We start from the raw sequence: 15,244 nt of genomic DNA, 5'->3' as shown, positions 1-15,244 counted from the left end.
ACAAAACTCCCTGTAAATTTATTCCATTAAATTTCATTAAGTCATTCTAATAAGAGTCGTAACTATCCTCATCCTCGTCACTATCTTCGTAGTTGTAGTCATTTTCATCGTAATTATAGTCATAACTATCGCTACTATCGTCCTCATCGTCATTAAATTCAGAGTAGTCTTCTTCTACTTCTTCATAGTCAAAATCATCACTCATTGTTTTCTCCTTAAATTTTATCTTTGACACTTTCAATATACAAGCTTTGGCTTGGGAATGCGAAATTTAGACCATTTTGCTTTAAAATATCCATAATCTTTAGCATTACATCTTGCTTGACATCTAAAAATTCTCCCCAAACGATAGTCTTTGCAAAACAATAAACTAAGATATTTATTGAGCTATCTGCAAAGTCATCAACCACGACAAATAAATTTGATTTATATCCAGCATAATCATCAACCGAAACTATACTTTGTCTATATTTTAGCCCTTTTTTCTTTGCTGTTATATCCTCACTTTTGGCAATATCTGGATGATTTATCAACATAGTTTTTATGTCATCTACACATTTTTTAATCTCATCAGTTGTCGCTCCATACTCAATGCCAATTAGCATTCTGATACGTCTACCGACTTTTCTTCTGCTCCAGTTTCTAACAGGATCACTTGCCAGTTTTGAGTTTGGCACAAAGATTAAAGCATTATCAAAACTTCTAATAGTCGTCTTTCTAAAGCCAACCTCAACAACAGTGCCCTCTATATCACCACAAACTATCCAGTCTCCTTGCGAAAATGAGTTATCAAAGAGCATCATAACAGAAGCAAAGAAGTTTGCGATGATATCTTTTGCCGCAAAAGCAACGGCAAGACCACCGATACCAAGTGAGGCAATTAGCGCTGAGATATCAAAGCCAAGCTTTTGAAGGATCAGCAAAAGTGTGATGATTAGCACGATCACGTAGATGACTTTCAGTGCTAGGTTTATCACCTCTTTACGCTTGCTTTTTTGCGCGATCTTGTCGATTATAGCGATGCCGTAGCCATTTAGTATGGTTAGGACAAGCCATGAAAATGCGACTATATATATGATAGAAAAGATATTTGCTACCGTTAGAGGCACTGGCACTGGGTAAAATCCAACGCCGATACAGATATTTAGCGCATAGATGATAAGAAGTGCTGAGATCGGCTTTTTCACGATATCAACGATCTGATTTTTAGCCTCTTTTACCCCTTCGCCTGAAGCGATGAGTGACATTAGCCAGTAGGTTAGTTTGGCTAGAATTCTAGTTAGCGAGACGAAAAATAAAAATATCGCAACGATAACAACGATCTTGCCGATGTTAAATTTACTTGAATTTATGTCAGTTGCTTTGTTTATGTATTCGACTGCATCGACTAAATTTAGCTCAGACAAGAGCATGCTTGAGCTTAGAAGATCGGCGTTATTTTTAAGATAGGTTAAAATTTCTTCTTCACTCTCTTTTTTTAGCTCAAGGTCAAAAAAGGCGCTGTCATAAGAGCCTGAAGTGTCATTTAGTGAGTCTTTTAGATCTTTTATGCTTACATAAGAATTTGTTTGTAAATTTAAAAGGCCATTATCTATCACATCTCTTATAGAATTTGCCTTAGCGCCCTTTTTAAAGACCTCTTCTAGGCTAATAAGCGCTGAGTAGTAAGCGTAATCAACCTTCATCTTCTCAAGCTCGATAGCACTTTGGATGTAGGCGTCTTTGTTTGACTGCTTTTCTAGTTTAGCTACCTTTTTCTCTAGCACCTCTTTTTGCAGATTAAATTTATTGATATCGCTTTGGGTTAATTCGATCTGCATGATATAGTTTGGTATCTTTTCTAAAAGATCACTCTTTTTTTTGTGGAGGCTAGCTAAATTTGAGTTGTCAGCCTTTGAGTTATTTGCATCTTTTTGCTGTGCTTTTAAAATTTTTATCTGGCTGTTTAGGGTTTGGATTTGATTTGTTATGCTTATTATGTCTTCTTCTTGAGTTTTGTTGCTCTCAGCCGCAAAAGCAAAGGTAAAGCAAAGCAGGATAATGGCTAGAAATTTACGCATTTTCGCCTCTTTTGTCCGCTAGAAGCTTAAACGTGCCCTCTTTTAAATCGTAGCTAAAAATTTCGCCAGTTTCTATGATGTAGTGCCAGCCATAAATTTGAAGCTTGCCACTTTCATACTCCTCTTTGACATTTGGATAGGTCATTATGTTTTCGATCGAGTTTATCACGTTTAGCCTCTCGGTTAGCCATGCCATTTTGGCTGGGTCGTCGCTTGTAAATTTAAGCACTTCTCGCTTGATCGGCTCGATCAGTTTTATCCAGTTTTTAACGTTTGGGGTGTTTTTTAGCTTCTTTTCATCTGCGTAAAGTGCTGCGCATCCACCACAATCAGAGTGTCCGCAGATGATGATGTTTTTAATGTTTAAAACTTCAAGCGCATACTCAATCGCCGAAGTGGTCGCCAAAAACTCTTCGCTCACTCTATATGGTGGCACGATATTTGCGATATTTCGCACCATGAAAAGCTCGCCTGGCAGGCAGTTTGTTATCAAATTTGGCACGACCCTTGAGTCCACGCATGATATGAAAAGTGTGTGAGGATCTTGTTTGCTTTGCAGACTTTTAAAGAGCTCTTCATGCTCTAAAAAGCCATCTTCCATAAATTTTACTGCACCTTCAAGTATTGAATCATCCATAAAATTTATCTCCATTTTTTATATTTTTATCGCGATTATAGCAACTTTTATTTAATCAAAAAAATGCCCTCTAAAACGGACTTTAAACTAATATTTTTTATTAAACTTCTTTTTATTTATTGTTTAATTATTTTAGGCTAAACTCACCACAAAAATTCATAAGGAGAAAAAATGAGTTTGTATGATAGAAACTACGCTAAGCAAAATCAAGAAGAGCTTGCGTATTCTCAAAGCTCACTAAGCACTTTTATAAAACAAACTTATCAACTTTTTGCAGCATCACTACTTTCAGCTACTGCTGGCGCTTATGTAGGCATTAGCATTGCTGGCGTTTTTGCGGCAAATAGATTTTTGTTTTGGGGACTTGTGATACTAGAGTTTGTGTTGCTTTTTGGTCTAATGGTAGCTAAACGCAAAGAGGGATTAAATTTAATACTTCTTTTTGCATTTACATTTGTAAGTGGTCTTACGCTAACTCCGCTACTTTCAGCGATCCTTGCTATGCCAAGTGGCGCTAGTATCGTAGCTCAAGCATTTGGCTTGACGACAGTTGCATTTGGTGCATTAAGCGTCTTTGCGATGAATACAAAACGCGACTTTACAACGATGGGCAAGATGCTATTTATAACTTTGATAGTTATCGTTGTAGCGGCGATCATCAACATTTTCGTTAAAAGCACGATGTTTCAACTTGTAATCGCAAGTATTTCATCGATTTTATTTAGTGCTTATATACTTTTTGATACACAAAATATCATCCGTGGCAACTACGAGACACCGGTTGAGGGCGCAGTTGCTTTGTATCTTGATTTTGTAAATTTATTTACATCATTACTACAAATTTTAGGCATTTTTAATAGAAATGACTAATGACGAGCGCATCTACCGAGTGATAGATGCGAATTTAAATAGGCTAAAAGAAGGGCTTCGCGTCGTTGAAGATATAAAAAGATATGTCTTTGATGACGCTAAGCTCGCCTATAAGATAAAATCCCTCCGCCACAAGGCAAAGATCCCACAAAAAGAATTTTTAAAATTTAGAAATTCTCAAAACGACGTTTTAAAAACTAGCACAAAAAGCGAGCAAGAAAGATCAAATTTAGACGAGATAATCACTGCAAATTTCAAGCGCGCCCAGGAAAGCGCTCGCGTGCTTGAAGAGTGCTTTAAGCTTATAAATTTAGAGCGAGCCGAGCTTTTTAAAAGCATAAGATACGAGCTTTATGAGCTTGAAAAAGAACTTTAACTAAAAATTTAAATCTTTTCTTGTATAATCGCAACCAGTTATTTTTAAAAATTTAAAGGAAATTTCGTGAGTTTAATATTTTTGATCTTACAGTTTGCTCTAGCTGTCATCATAACTATCGCTGTTTTACTTCAAAAAAGCTCATCTATCGGACTTGGGGCATATAGCGGAAGTAACGAGAGTCTTTTTGGAGCAAAAGGACCAGCTGGATTTTTAGCTAAATTTACTTTTATCGTAGGTATTTTATTTATCTTAAATACACTTGCACTTGGATACTTCTACAATAAAGATCTAAAACGCTCTATCGTTGATAGCGTCGATAGTAAATCTCTAGTCATACCAAAGTCAAACGACGTACCATCAGCTCCTAGTGCACCACAGACTCCAGCAAAATAACAATGATAAAAACACTTTTAGCGTCATTCTTGACGCTAACATTTGCTTTAGCAGACGCTCATATTTTAGTCTATCATCGCTTTGACGATCCAAGACATACAAGCACTGATATTTCTATTAAAAATTTAAGAGAGCAGTTTGAATATTTCAAAAATAATGGCTATGAAGTCGTTAAACTCTCAAAGCTAGTCGATGCTGTAAATGCTGGCAAAAAAATACCTGATAACTGGATCGTCATCACTGTAGATGATGGTTATAAAAGTTTCTATGACAAGGCCCTTAGTGTATTTAAAGAGTATAACTATCCATTTGCACTAATGCTTTATGTGGAAGCCAGTGTAAATAAATATGGCGATTATTTGGATTTTGATCAGATTAAAGAACTTGAGGCTTATGGCGAGATTGGGTACCACTCATACGCGCACCCAAGGATGACGAAGCTTAGCGATGAGGCATTAAGAGAGGATTTTCAAAAGGGTGTAGAGACCTTTGAAAAACATATGGGCTATAAGCCAAAATTCTTTGCAGTACCTTATGGTGAGATCGATAGTAGAGTCGTAAAACTTGCAAAAGAATTTGGTTTTTTAGCACTTTTAAATCAAAACTCAGGTGCGGTTTCAGACAAGAGTGATGTTTACGATCTTTATAGAACGCCCGTAATGAACGGTACCAAAATAGCACTAACGTTTAATAGCAAATTTCTAAATGCCCAGTGGATATTTCCAGAAGGCTATCCGCAAAACAATGCGATCGACAAGCTCATCATCAAGACCGACACAAATGCCAGTGAGGGCAGTTTTTTCATGACTGGCTTTGACGGCTTTAGAAAAGTACCTATGACAAATGGCGTTTTTGAGTGTAAATTTAACCCACCACTTGATAAGCGCAAAGTGTTAATGTCGCTAAAAGTAGATCATCACAGAAGCACAAAACTTCTAATAAAGGACACCAATGCTAAATAAAATTTATGATACCCAAAAAGAGGGTTGCGAAAAGGCGATCGCTTCTTTAAAACGCGATTTTACAACGCTAAGAACTGGCAAAGTAAATATCAACATCCTAGATAACGTTATGGTTGATTACTACGGCTCGCCAACTCCGCTTAATCAAGTAGCCACCGTGCTTACAAGCGATGCTTCAACTATCGCTATCACACCTTGGGAAAAGAGCATGATAAAAGCGATCTCTTCAGCTATCCAAGCAGCAAATATCGGCGTCAATCCAAATAGTGATGGCGAGAGTGTCAAACTGTTTTTCCCACCTATGACCGTCGAGCAACGTCAAGAAAATGCAAAACATGCAAAATCAATGGGAGAAAAAGCCAAAGTTAGTATAAGAAACGTAAGAAAAGATGCAAATGATGAAGTCAAAAAGCTTGAAAAAGATAAAGCTATAACTGAGGACGAGAGCAAAAAGGGACAAGATGAGGTTCAAAAGATAACTGACACCTACACTGCAAAAATCGATACTCTTGTAAAAGAAAAAGAGGCTGAGCTTTTAAAAATCTAAAATTTTTAGAAATTTTCCTTATCTAGCTACTTTTATGTAGCTAGATATTCTCTCAAAATAATATTTCAGAAAAATATTTATCAGCAAGTAGTTTAATTTTTTGCCTGTTGTACTTTTATCTATTAAATATAAATAGATCCTAGACTACATAAAACATAGCCACCACTTTGTCTTTAAACTATTTTCATGAATTTTTAATTTAAATTCTTATTTTGGATTCGTCTTAAATTCTTTATTCAATATTATTAATTTTACATATATTTATACACAGGATTACTACCTATTATGTATTTTGGATGTGCTACTACAAATATTATTTTGAGAATTTAAGATAGTCAAAAATAAAATATAAAAACTCTTAAACTTTTCCTTATCTTACAATATCTTACTTTGAATAAGAAATTTACTACTATTTTTAGTTTTAGTAAATTTTGGACTGAATATTTATAGAAATTTTTTTTATAGCCATTATGAACGATAAATCTAGGTAATGCTTTATAAAATAAACAAGGAATTAGATAGGTGGCCGGGAGATAGGGATTCGAACCCCAGGAGGCTTTCACACCTCAACGGTTTTCAAGACCGCCGCTTTCGACCGCTCAGCCATCTCCCGAATTAAAGATTTGTGATTATAACCAACTTTGCTTAAAATTTACTATAATCTATAAAATTTACTCTGTTTTTTCTTTAATATATGTAGCTCCATCATTTATCTTTTCTTTGGTCCATTCTTTAGCATTATGAGTATCTTCTTTTACACCATGCCAAGTATTTGAACAACCAGCTACAAAAAATGCTATAAACACTGCTAAAAATAAATTTCTCACTATTATTCCTTCGAGTAGTTATTTTTGAAGTTTGGAGGCGACACCCGGATTCGAACCGGGGATCAAAGCTTTGCAGGCTCATGCCTTACCACTTGGCCATGTCGCCATATCGTGGTGCCCGAGACCGGACTTGAACCGGTACGGTAAAAACTACCGAGGGATTTTAAGTCCCTTGCGTCTACCATTCCGCCACTCGGGCTAAGTTAATGGAGCGGGAAACGAGATTCGAACTCGCGACCCCAACCTTGGCAAGGTTGTGCTCTACCCCTGAGCTATTCCCGCGTTAAAGTTTGCAATATTATCCAAAAATTGCTTAAAATTTTATTTTACTAAAACGAATTTCAAAATATTGTAAGCCATAAAAAGATAAAATGCCAAAATCTATTTGGGGTTATAGCTCAGCTGGGAGAGCGCTTGAATGGCATTCAAGAGGTCGGCGGTTCGATCCCGCTTAACTCCACCAGTGCCTTACTGCCTCTTTTACTTAATATATTCTCATCATTTTTTACTAAAATTTATGCTATATATTATGTAAAAATTCAGATTTCTTTCGCTAAATTACAAATATGCAAAATTTAAAACAATATGTCAATGAAATTTTAAAAAGTCATAGTGACGGTAATAATCGTGTCTTTAGCTTTAAATTTGATGAACAAAAATTTTGGTTAAAACGTATTGAAAAAAACATTGAAGGTGGCTTTTTAACTAAAATTTTCAAGCCAAATCCTTATAAATCATTTGCCAACGAAATAAAGAAACTTGAAATTTTAAACGAAGCCAAAGCTCCTGCCCCAAAACTCATTCTAAAAAGCGATGAGTTTTTCGTGATAGAAGATGTCGGTGAACCGATTTCTCAGCTTTTTAAGTATAGCAACGATGAAAAATTTAAACATGAAATTCTACTAAAAGCAGCCCGTGCACTAGCTGGACTTCACACACTAAATTTTGCGCACGGACGCCCGGCCCTTAGGGATATCGCCATAAAAAATGACGAGATAAAATTTTTAGACTTTGAGTCAAAATTTTTTAGCCATGACCTAGAGCTTCAAAAGTGTCGCGATCTGCTTGTTTTTATAGATGAGTTATTTCGTTTTAAAATTTCAGACGAGTTTGCAAGCGAAGTCATTAGCGAATATTTGGCAGCCGGAGGGAGTGAAATTTACGCGCGCTCACTACAGCTAATTATAAAATTTAAACCACTTTATTACTTACTAAAACCATTTAAATCTCTAAATAAAAAGGATCTAAACGCAGTCATCAGAACCTTTGAGTATCTCTTACCGATCGCTCAAAATAAATAGCAAATTTTCTCACCAAATTTTATCTCCTATTAACAAAAAATAAATTAATATTCGTTACTAAAATCTAAAGGAGATATATGCTTTTCAAGCGCAACAAAATCATTTTCAACATCCACCTAATAATTGGACTAATTGCGGCTATTCCGCTAATATTCATGACTCTTTCAGCACCATTTGCGTCTTATAGAGAAGAGATCAAAAGTGCGATAAATAAAAATTTTATAAACTTAGTTCCTAGCGAAAAAGTAAATTTAAGTTTAAATGAACTCCTAGCTAAAGCAAAAAGTGAGATTCAATTTGATACGCTTGAAAGCTTACAAATAGGTGGAGCAAATGAAGCTTATCGTATAAGCATTACAAAGGATAAAAAGCAATTAAATTTCTTCATAGATCCAAGAAGTGGCGAGGTGATCAGCGAAGACTGGGGCGAGAAAACTCGCATGATAATACTAAGCCTACATAGAAATTTAGGCCTTGCTCTGCTTGATAGCAAAGTCCCAGCCAACATCGGCAAGCAAATAGTTGCGGTTAACTCGATCATCATGGCACTTCTTGCCATCAGCGGACTCATCCTCTACGCACCAGCTATCAAGCGAAATTTTTTAAATTCGCTAAAAATCAAAACAAACGCAAAGGGCTACGCCTGCTTTTACAACCTCCATACAAGCCTTGGCACCTACGTGGCGATTCTGCTTGTCGTGATGTCGCTAACTGGGCTTTACTGGTCTTATGGCTGGGTCAGAAACAGTGTAAATAGCGTATTTTTCGAGCTAAAACCAAGCCAAGCGCAAAGAGCAATGCCTCAAAGAAATTTAATCCCGATAAGCGATGATAAATTTAAAGAGATTGAGACTGCGGAGCAAATTTTTAAAGACAATGTCACGCTAGAGCTAAGATCACTCACGATAAACGTGCCTGAAAACAACCAAAGCACCTACACTATAAACTACGAAACTAGTGAGAGCCAAGTGGGCAAACTAAAGCTTGACGCTAGCGCTGGCAAGATCAAAGAAAACAAGCTTGTTAGCAAGGCTGAGAGCATCCCAGAGGCAAAAAAAGCTGGCCGAAAGGTGCTTAGCCTGCACACTGGAGAGATGTTTGGCGAGATCGGTCAGATCATCTTTGCCATCTCTTGCGTGATCGCAGTTTTACTAATAATAACTGGCTTTTTGATGACCATAAAAAGGACTAAGGCACTCTAAATAAAAGTAAATTTTTACCTTGCTTTGGGTAAGATTTTAAGAAATTTTTACCACAAACAAGAGAGAAATTTATGAACAGAAAACGCATCTACAACCCAAGTTCAAATGAAAATTTGACCGATAGAAGAGTCTTTAACGGCAACCCACACGGCATTTTAAATTTCACCAAGGCAAAATACGAGTGGGCGTTAAAGCTTTGGGACCTCATGGAGGCAAACACCTGGTTTCCAAAAGAGGTCGACACCACCGACGACGTGCGCGACTACGCCTACAACCTCACAGAGGCTGAAAAACGCATGTACGACCTAGTCTGGAGCCAGCTCATCTCGATGGATAGCTTCCAGACAAACAACCTAGCCGACAACATCAACCCTTACATTACAGCTCCAGAGATCAACGCCGTGCTAAGCCGCCAAGCCTACGAAGAGGCAAACCACAGCAAGTCTTACGCTGTCATGGTCGAGGCGATCTGCGACAACACCGACCTCATCTACGAGATGGAGAAGCACGACGATGTATTGCGCGAGAAAAACGACTATATCTCAAGCGTCTATGAGGAGCTTGCAGGCGAAGTGACTGACGAGAAGCTGCTTCTTGCGATGGTTGCGAACCAAATTTTAGAGGGCATCTACTTTTACAGCGGATTTACAGCGATCTACGCTCTAGCTCGCGCTGGCAAGATGCTAGGCTCAGCGCAGATGATACGCTTCATCCAACGCGACGAGATCACGCACCTGCTTTTGTTTCAAAACATGATAAATTCAGTCCGCAAAGAGAGACCTGATCTTTTCACACCTGAGACTGAGGCGAAAATTTATGATATGTTTGAAAAAGCTGGAAATTTAGAGATCAAATGGGGCAAATACATCACTCAGAACCAAATAATGGGCTTTACCGACGACATCATCGAGCAGTATATCCACTATCTCATTGATCAACGTCTAGTTGCGATCGGTCTAAAACGCAAATACAACGTCACTCACCCGATCAAATGGGTCGATGACTTTGCGAAATTTAACGACCAAAAGTCAAATTTTTTTGAAGCAAAGGTGACAAACTACAGCAAGGGAAGTATCAGCTTTGATGACTTTTAAAAATGGCATCTTAGCCCTTGCTTGCGTGCTTTTTGTGGGGTGTGCGAGCAGCAATCAAAGGATAATTGATCAAGCAAATAAAAATAATCTCGAAAATTTCTACGCCTACAAGCTTGTTAAGGTAAAAGAGACAAGCCAAGCGGAAATCTATCAAGAGATGCCAAACGGTGAAATTGCACCAAGTTTCGCACCGCTAGGATCTGTGCTAGGAAATGACGTGATGTTTGGTATAAACAAACAGTGTGGCTTTGAAGCAAAAGATCTAAAAGAGGTAAGAATAGTTTCACATGATGAGGCTAGGGGTCTTGGCTTTGAGGTCTGGGTTTTTAATGATCCGCTCTCCCAGCGCGATGATAAAATCACAGCTATAAGCGTTATTTTAAAAGCTACACCAAACATCGGTGGTACGGATATAAACTGCAAAATTCCAAAAGACTGCCACGACGAAAAACCTATAACATTTTTATTTGGAAAATAAATGGACGAAAATTTAAACCTAATAAGCCTAACTTTAAAGGCAAAAAATGCAACCGATCGCCTAGAGGAGCTTGCAAATTTAGTTGAAGCTGCGCCTGAAAACTCACTCATTCTTGCAAGCGAGCTTTGCATCAGCGGATATGACTTTGACGGCTTTTTTGCAGGGGCGAACAAAGCTATGCTTGGTGGCATGATAGGTAGCTTTGATGCAATGCTGCTTGAACGCTTGCAAGAGGTACTTAGCCCAGATAAATTTCTTGGTTTTACGCACCTTAGCAGCCTAAACAAAAGCGCAGGCCTAGCTCAAATTTCAAATCTAAATCCGCACCAGCCAAAAATTTATAACGAATTTTTGCTTCTTAACTCAAATAATGTCTTTCGTTCACAATTTAAAGCCGAACTTTTTCGGCCAAATTTGGAGCATGAAATTTTTGCCGCTGGCGATGTAAGCGAGATAAATGCCTTTGATTTTAGAGGGCTAAAGCTTGGCGTACTAATCTGTTTTGAACTACGCGATAGCACACTTTGGGCAAAGCTAAAAGGATGTGATATCATCATGGTACCAGCCATGTGGGGCAAGGCTAGAGAGGATGCTTATCTTAGTCTTTGCAAGGCTCTAGCTATCGCAAACAACTGCTACGTCATGATCTCAAGCTCTCTTGCATTAGAAGTTGCTGGAGTATTTTTACCAAATGGCACACTTGTTAAAGAGACGATATTTGATGCAAATTTAATAAAAGAGATAAAGACGAATTTAGGGATTTTATAAATTTTAAGATAAGTTTTAAATCGTATAATAAAGATTTAATTTTTATTTAGGATATAAATTTTGACCCAACTAGAAGCGATAAAATGCCAAAATTTAGCTAGCGATATAGCCGATGAGATCACGTTAAGCCCACTTTTGTTCGATGCGATAGCTACCACTGAGCGTGAAATTTTTGTACCAATTACTGCACATGCTTATAAACTTGACGCGCAGCCCATACTGGGCAATCAATGGATCAGCTCACCGCTAACTGTGGCAAAGATGACAATGGCACTAGAGTGTGAAAATATGGATAACATCCTAGAGATAGGCTGCGGTAGTGGCTATCAAGCAGCTATTTTAAGCAAACTTGCACATAGAATTTTTAGTGTCGAGCGAATAGAGAAACTAGCCATGGATGCAAAAAAACGTTTCGAGGCGCTAAAAATAAAAAATGTACATGTAAGGTATGATGACGGCAACAATGGCTGGCGAAGCTATGCACCATTTGATCGTATCTTGCTCTCGGCAGCCGCTGATGAGATCTCACCAAATTTATTTAAGCAGCTTAAAAATGGTGGAATTTTAGTAGCTCCAATGAAAAGAGATGGCAAGCAATTTATCGCTAAATTTAAAAAAGATAAAGATGGAAATTTAGAAAAAGAGTACTTAGATGAGTGCCTTTTTGTACCACTTCTTGAAGGTAGAGAGTAACCTAAAATAAGGCAAAGCCTAAGCCTTGCCTAAATGTTAGAATTTATAAGTATAGCCTGTATAAATTCCTATAGTCGTATCTCTTAGCTGAGCTCCGCTATTTTTCTTATAAAAAGTCTTATCAGCTTTTAAGCCAAACTCGATCGCGTTATGTTCATCAAATGAGTAGATACCTCCCGCTTTTGCGCCAACTAGCAAGCCTTTGAAATTTTTTTTACTTGTTTCGTTATTAAATCTCTCTCTAACGCTCAAGTAGTTAAGACCTGTGTATCCGCCAAGAACGGCTTTAAAATTTTCAGTGATGCTTGGCATATAATCAACACCGCCTAGAAATTTATGCTTACTCCATTTTGCATCTGACTCACCAGCATTTTTCCTAGCTTTAAAGTCATAATAATAACCACCATAAGCTCTATAGCTGTCAAAATCATAACCGCCATAAAAGCCAAGACCATAGTGACCTTTTTTGAAGTTGTTTTTCTCACTACTTGCTATGTTTTTTGTTTTGATTTTTGAGTTAAACGAATAATCACCTTCACCACCAACAAATGCACCTTGAGCTAGTGCAGCTGAGCTTACCAAAGCTAGAATCAAGCTTGATTTTACAAGTAAATTTTTCATACCTCTCCTTTAAAAAATTTCTGAGATTTTACATCTAAGCTTTTAATCTATATAAAATTTAAATTTAATAAGAAATTTTATACCAAGTGCCAATTTATTACTAATAATAAATGTAGTAAGTGTGAGTATTATTAAGAATATAAGAGTAGAAATACTTAAATTTAGCACAGCTTTAGGGCAAATCCTAAGCCCACAGCCATGCCAAATTTATTAAGTTAAGCCCTAAAAATGCACCTTAAATTTTGCCCAAAAGCTTCTGCCCGGCTCATAAAGCCTCGTGCCGTTTGGGATAGTTTCGTAGCCTGCGATACCGCCGCCGTAGCCGCCTTTTGAGTTATGATAGGAGTATTTGGCGTCGTTTAAATTTTCGGCCGCTAGCAAAAATTGATAATTTTTATATTTATAGCCCGCGCTTAGCCCCAGCGTCCAAAAGCTATCGCTCTTGCCCAGATCCATACCGCCCACGTCGCCGTAGCCTTTTTGCGCGCGTTTTTGCGATGCGTTAGCGTAGAAGTCGGCTTTGACGAACCAGTCTGGCTTTTCTAGGCCGGCGCTTAGTTTAAACGTTAGAGGAGAAACCTTAGGCAGCGCATCGCCGTCTTTTAGGCCGCCCGCGTTTTTAGTCACCTTGCCGTAGACGTAGGATACGCCGGCACCCAGTCTAAATATGTCGGCCAGTAGCGTATCGCCCTCGATCTCGCCGCCGTATAGTAAAGCATCGGTATTAAATACGTTTGATGACATGCCCATAGGACTATATTTTATCATTATGTAATCATCCATCTTCGAGACGAAGAAATTTGCGTTTAATTCGTAGTTTCTATCTTTTAGCACGGTACCGAAGTCAAGCTGAGTGTTTCTTTCTTTATTTAGCTTAAGATTGTCGTCTTTGCTCGTTTCCCAATGATCCGGTAACCTTTGCGCGTGGCCTAGTCCTGCGTAGAGCGTTAAATTTTGCAGATATTTTTCGTATCTAAAAAAGCCTGAGAATAAATTTTCTTTCCTACTCTTATGCGTTTTTAACAGTTTTCTCTCGCCCGCGTCCAGCCTAAGTCCGCCAAAAAGCCCGTAGTCGTTTTCAAGGACGTATTCGTTTTGAGTGTATATCGTTTTATACGTTACCTTGCGCTCTTTTACGTGCGGCTTTGATAGGGCGGCGTCCATTTCGGCTTTAGTTACACCCATCATACCGCTTCCGGCACCTCGCCATTTAAACGTATCTTCAGAGTATCCCGCGCCGATGAAGCTAGTTAGATTATCGAAATTTAGCTCGCCTTCTAGCTTAAAGCCGTACATATCGCGTATCGGGTGACTGATGCTATATCCCTTGCCGCGCCCCGTGCCCGGCACCACCGGACGCATGGTGAAGTTGTCCATTATATGATCGATTTGATGATAGTACGAACTTAGCCTGATCTTGTGCTCACCGACATCTTGTTCAAATTTTAGTCCGAAAGATTTACGGTCAAACTGTATGCCGTCCCTCATCCTGTCCGCATACGCCGCTTCGCCATCGCCTAGATCCGCGCTTAACTGTAAGGCCGTAGTATCTGTGGGCGTTAGCGTACCTACGAGCGAGACGCTGTTGCGTTTATAGTGCGTATGCATTTTCTGTCCGTCACCGCTTTTATAATCACCGCTCTGGTAGTGCCCACCAGAAATTTCTAGGCTACCTAGCTCGTTACCCGCCGCTACGTCTGCAGCAGTTTCAAATCTTCTAAAACTACCACCAAGTACGCTTACGTTTCCTCCGAAGCTCGGTTTTGACAGCCTTGCTATCTCTCTATCGAAAAATATACCGCCGCTAATGAGTGCGCCGTATCTGACGTCTTGCGGGCCTTTTACGATGCGAACCGAGCTATAATTTTGCGCCGAGATGTAAGTGATGGGCGTATCCATGCGCATACCGCAACCGCCGTTTAGCGTGCTACCGTCGATTAGCACCGGCAGTCTGGCCGCCGTCTGCGAGCGGTAATAAACCTCGCTGCCGCCTCCGCCCTTGCGCTCCATCGTAAAGCCGCTCAAATTTAAAAGCGATTTAGCGATGTCGCCGTTTTCTAGTATCGCGCCTTTGCCTACTATTTGAGCCTTTGTCGGTTCGTCAAGAATGGACTTTTGTATCTTTGCAGAAACGGTAACCGGAGCCAAGTCTATCGTTTCTTCAGCACCAAGCATTAAATTTGGTACTAAAGCAAATGCTAAAACGTAAGAAATTTTCATGTTTAGTCCTATGAAATTAATATTTAAAATTAAAATTAAAGCAAAAATAAACTTAAATAAAGTATAAATATTTATATAACATTAATTTTACAATACAGAAATTTGAGTCAAATAGTATTATTTTAGTTGGACTGCATTAAATATATAAAAAAACGATTTTGGTGAATTAAAACCGAAGTAATCTCGGTTTTA

Annotated in this window: 17 protein-coding genes and 5 tRNA genes; 12 read left to right on the top strand and 10 right to left on the bottom strand. The window is 38.4% G+C overall.

Annotated features, from left to right (window positions below; genetic code table 11):
• Window positions 1-46: 46 nt before the first annotated feature.
• Genes A3854_RS09525 through A3854_RS01555 form a run of 3 tightly spaced genes read right to left on the bottom strand, consistent with a single transcriptional unit; the run spans window position 47 to window position 2,697 of the window.
• A complete protein-coding gene (locus A3854_RS09525; RefSeq protein WP_021091126.1) occupies window positions 47-205 on the bottom strand; it encodes a hypothetical protein in 159 nt (52 codons plus the stop codon).
• Between the two features lie 10 nt (window positions 206-215).
• Window positions 216-2,060: a mechanosensitive ion channel family protein gene (locus A3854_RS01560; RefSeq protein WP_084041034.1), complete on the bottom strand. Its 1,845-nt coding sequence runs from the start codon at window positions 2,058-2,060 to the stop codon at window positions 216-218.
• On the bottom strand, window positions 2,053-2,697 hold the full coding sequence (locus A3854_RS01555) for a carbonic anhydrase (protein WP_084041033.1): 645 nt from the start codon (window positions 2,695-2,697) through the stop codon (window positions 2,053-2,055). Before A3854_RS01555 ends, A3854_RS01560 begins: the two co-directional genes overlap by 8 nt.
• Before the next feature lie 171 nt (window positions 2,698-2,868).
• Between A3854_RS01555 and A3854_RS01550 the strand changes: the two genes are divergently transcribed.
• The 5 genes from A3854_RS01550 to frr all read left to right on the top strand — a co-directional run bounded on the left by A3854_RS01550 (window position 2,869) and on the right by frr (window position 5,848).
• The gene (locus A3854_RS01550) at window positions 2,869-3,567 is read left to right on the top strand and encodes a Bax inhibitor-1/YccA family protein (RefSeq protein ID WP_084041032.1); all 699 of its coding nucleotides are present in this window, start codon (window positions 2,869-2,871) and stop codon (window positions 3,565-3,567) included.
• Window positions 3,560-3,943, top strand: a complete 384-nt coding sequence (locus A3854_RS01545; RefSeq protein ID WP_002941503.1) for a hypothetical protein — start codon at window positions 3,560-3,562, stop codon at window positions 3,941-3,943. The genes A3854_RS01550 and A3854_RS01545 overlap by 8 nt, the downstream gene beginning before the upstream one ends.
• 66 nt (window positions 3,944-4,009) lie before the next feature.
• Window positions 4,010-4,339: a preprotein translocase subunit SecG gene (gene secG / locus A3854_RS01540; protein ID WP_021091090.1), complete on the top strand. Its 330-nt coding sequence runs from the start codon at window positions 4,010-4,012 to the stop codon at window positions 4,337-4,339.
• Window positions 4,340-4,341: 2 nt separating this feature from the next.
• The gene (locus A3854_RS01535) at window positions 4,342-5,301 is read left to right on the top strand and encodes a polysaccharide deacetylase family protein (protein WP_084041031.1); all 960 of its coding nucleotides are present in this window, start codon (window positions 4,342-4,344) and stop codon (window positions 5,299-5,301) included.
• Window positions 5,291-5,848, top strand: a complete 558-nt coding sequence (gene frr / locus A3854_RS01530; protein ID WP_084041030.1) for a ribosome recycling factor — start codon at window positions 5,291-5,293, stop codon at window positions 5,846-5,848. Before A3854_RS01535 ends, frr begins: the two co-directional genes overlap by 11 nt.
• Before the next feature lie 523 nt (window positions 5,849-6,371).
• Here the strand turns inward: frr and A3854_RS01525 are convergent.
• The 5 genes from A3854_RS01525 to A3854_RS01510 form a co-directional block, all read right to left on the bottom strand.
• Window positions 6,372-6,461: transfer RNA gene (locus tag A3854_RS01525), tRNA-Ser, on the bottom strand.
• A 58-nt stretch (window positions 6,462-6,519) separates the two neighbouring features.
• Window positions 6,520-6,675 (bottom strand): hypothetical protein, encoded by a 156-nt coding sequence (locus A3854_RS09520; protein WP_180378629.1) that lies wholly within the window; start codon window positions 6,673-6,675, stop codon window positions 6,520-6,522.
• 32 nt (window positions 6,676-6,707) lie between these two features.
• Window positions 6,708-6,781: transfer RNA gene (locus tag A3854_RS01520), tRNA-Cys, on the bottom strand.
• Between the two features lie 6 nt (window positions 6,782-6,787).
• Window positions 6,788-6,874: transfer RNA gene (locus tag A3854_RS01515), tRNA-Leu, on the bottom strand.
• 8 nt (window positions 6,875-6,882) lie between these two features.
• Window positions 6,883-6,957 (bottom strand) — tRNA-Gly (locus A3854_RS01510).
• Window positions 6,958-7,062: 105 nt separating this feature from the next.
• On the opposite strand from A3854_RS01510, the gene A3854_RS01505 reads away from it, so the two are divergent.
• The 7 genes from A3854_RS01505 to A3854_RS01475 all read left to right on the top strand — a co-directional run bounded on the left by A3854_RS01505 (window position 7,063) and on the right by A3854_RS01475 (window position 12,211).
• A tRNA-Ala gene (locus tag A3854_RS01505) sits at window positions 7,063-7,138 on the top strand.
• 103 nt (window positions 7,139-7,241) lie between these two features.
• A complete protein-coding gene (locus tag A3854_RS01500) occupies window positions 7,242-7,976 on the top strand; it encodes a spore coat protein (RefSeq protein WP_084041029.1) in 735 nt (244 codons plus the stop codon).
• Between the two features lie 77 nt (window positions 7,977-8,053).
• Window positions 8,054-9,178 (top strand): PepSY-associated TM helix domain-containing protein, encoded by a 1,125-nt coding sequence (locus tag A3854_RS01495; protein ID WP_084041028.1) that lies wholly within the window; start codon window positions 8,054-8,056, stop codon window positions 9,176-9,178.
• Window positions 9,179-9,249: 71 nt separating this feature from the next.
• The gene (locus tag A3854_RS01490) at window positions 9,250-10,272 is read left to right on the top strand and encodes a ribonucleotide-diphosphate reductase subunit beta (protein WP_021092521.1); all 1,023 of its coding nucleotides are present in this window, start codon (window positions 9,250-9,252) and stop codon (window positions 10,270-10,272) included.
• Complete coding sequence (locus tag A3854_RS01485; RefSeq protein ID WP_084041027.1) at window positions 10,262-10,750, top strand: hypothetical protein; 489 nt, start codon at window positions 10,262-10,264, stop codon at window positions 10,748-10,750. Before A3854_RS01490 ends, A3854_RS01485 begins: the two co-directional genes overlap by 11 nt.
• Window positions 10,751-11,518: a carbon-nitrogen hydrolase family protein gene (locus A3854_RS01480; protein ID WP_084041026.1), complete on the top strand. Its 768-nt coding sequence runs from the start codon at window positions 10,751-10,753 to the stop codon at window positions 11,516-11,518.
• Window positions 11,519-11,578: 60 nt separating this feature from the next.
• A complete protein-coding gene (locus A3854_RS01475) occupies window positions 11,579-12,211 on the top strand; it encodes a protein-L-isoaspartate(D-aspartate) O-methyltransferase (protein ID WP_084041025.1) in 633 nt (210 codons plus the stop codon).
• 36 nt (window positions 12,212-12,247) lie between these two features.
• Here the strand turns inward: A3854_RS01475 and A3854_RS01470 are convergent, their stop codons facing one another.
• Together A3854_RS01470 and A3854_RS01465 are read right to left on the bottom strand one after the other, a co-directional pair.
• Entirely contained in the window at window positions 12,248-12,832 is a 585-nt protein-coding gene (locus A3854_RS01470; RefSeq protein WP_084041024.1) for a hypothetical protein, read from the bottom strand.
• 222 nt (window positions 12,833-13,054) lie between these two features.
• Entirely contained in the window at window positions 13,055-15,052 is a 1,998-nt protein-coding gene (locus A3854_RS01465; RefSeq protein WP_084041023.1) for a TonB-dependent receptor domain-containing protein, read from the bottom strand.
• Window positions 15,053-15,244 lie beyond the last annotated feature (192 nt).

The organism is Campylobacter concisus (genome assembly GCF_002092845.1).
Taxonomy (GTDB): domain Bacteria; phylum Campylobacterota; class Campylobacteria; order Campylobacterales; family Campylobacteraceae; genus Campylobacter_A; species Campylobacter_A concisus_AQ.
The sequence above is the reverse complement of the archived record's forward strand: the minus strand, read 5'-3'. Positions and strand labels throughout refer to the sequence as shown.

Excerpts from the sequence above, each read along its gene's own strand:
- A3854_RS01490 (WP_021092521.1), top strand. The coding sequence starts at position 9,250 with ATGAACAGAAAACGCATCTACAACCCAAGTTCAAATGAAAATTTGACC.
- A3854_RS01500 (WP_084041029.1), top strand. The coding sequence starts at position 7,242 with ATGCAAAATTTAAAACAATATGTCAATGAAATTTTAAAAAGTCATAGT.
- A3854_RS01480 (WP_084041026.1), top strand. The coding sequence starts at position 10,751 with ATGGACGAAAATTTAAACCTAATAAGCCTAACTTTAAAGGCAAAAAAT.
- A3854_RS01495 (WP_084041028.1), top strand. The coding sequence starts at position 8,054 with ATGCTTTTCAAGCGCAACAAAATCATTTTCAACATCCACCTAATAATT.
- frr (WP_084041030.1), top strand. The coding sequence starts at position 5,291 with ATGCTAAATAAAATTTATGATACCCAAAAAGAGGGTTGCGAAAAGGCG.
- A3854_RS01535 (WP_084041031.1), top strand. The coding sequence starts at position 4,342 with ATGATAAAAACACTTTTAGCGTCATTCTTGACGCTAACATTTGCTTTA.
- A3854_RS01470 (WP_084041024.1), bottom strand. The coding sequence starts at position 12,832 with ATGAAAAATTTACTTGTAAAATCAAGCTTGATTCTAGCTTTGGTAAGC.
- A3854_RS01545 (WP_002941503.1), top strand. The coding sequence starts at position 3,560 with ATGACTAATGACGAGCGCATCTACCGAGTGATAGATGCGAATTTAAAT.
- A3854_RS01485 (WP_084041027.1), top strand. The coding sequence starts at position 10,262 with ATGACTTTTAAAAATGGCATCTTAGCCCTTGCTTGCGTGCTTTTTGTG.
- A3854_RS01560 (WP_084041034.1), bottom strand. The coding sequence starts at position 2,060 with ATGCGTAAATTTCTAGCCATTATCCTGCTTTGCTTTACCTTTGCTTTT.
- A3854_RS01555 (WP_084041033.1), bottom strand. The coding sequence starts at position 2,697 with ATGGATGATTCAATACTTGAAGGTGCAGTAAAATTTATGGAAGATGGC.
- A3854_RS01550 (WP_084041032.1), top strand. The coding sequence starts at position 2,869 with ATGAGTTTGTATGATAGAAACTACGCTAAGCAAAATCAAGAAGAGCTT.
- A3854_RS01465 (WP_084041023.1), bottom strand. The coding sequence starts at position 15,052 with ATGAAAATTTCTTACGTTTTAGCATTTGCTTTAGTACCAAATTTAATG.
- A3854_RS09525 (WP_021091126.1), bottom strand. The coding sequence starts at position 205 with ATGAGTGATGATTTTGACTATGAAGAAGTAGAAGAAGACTACTCTGAA.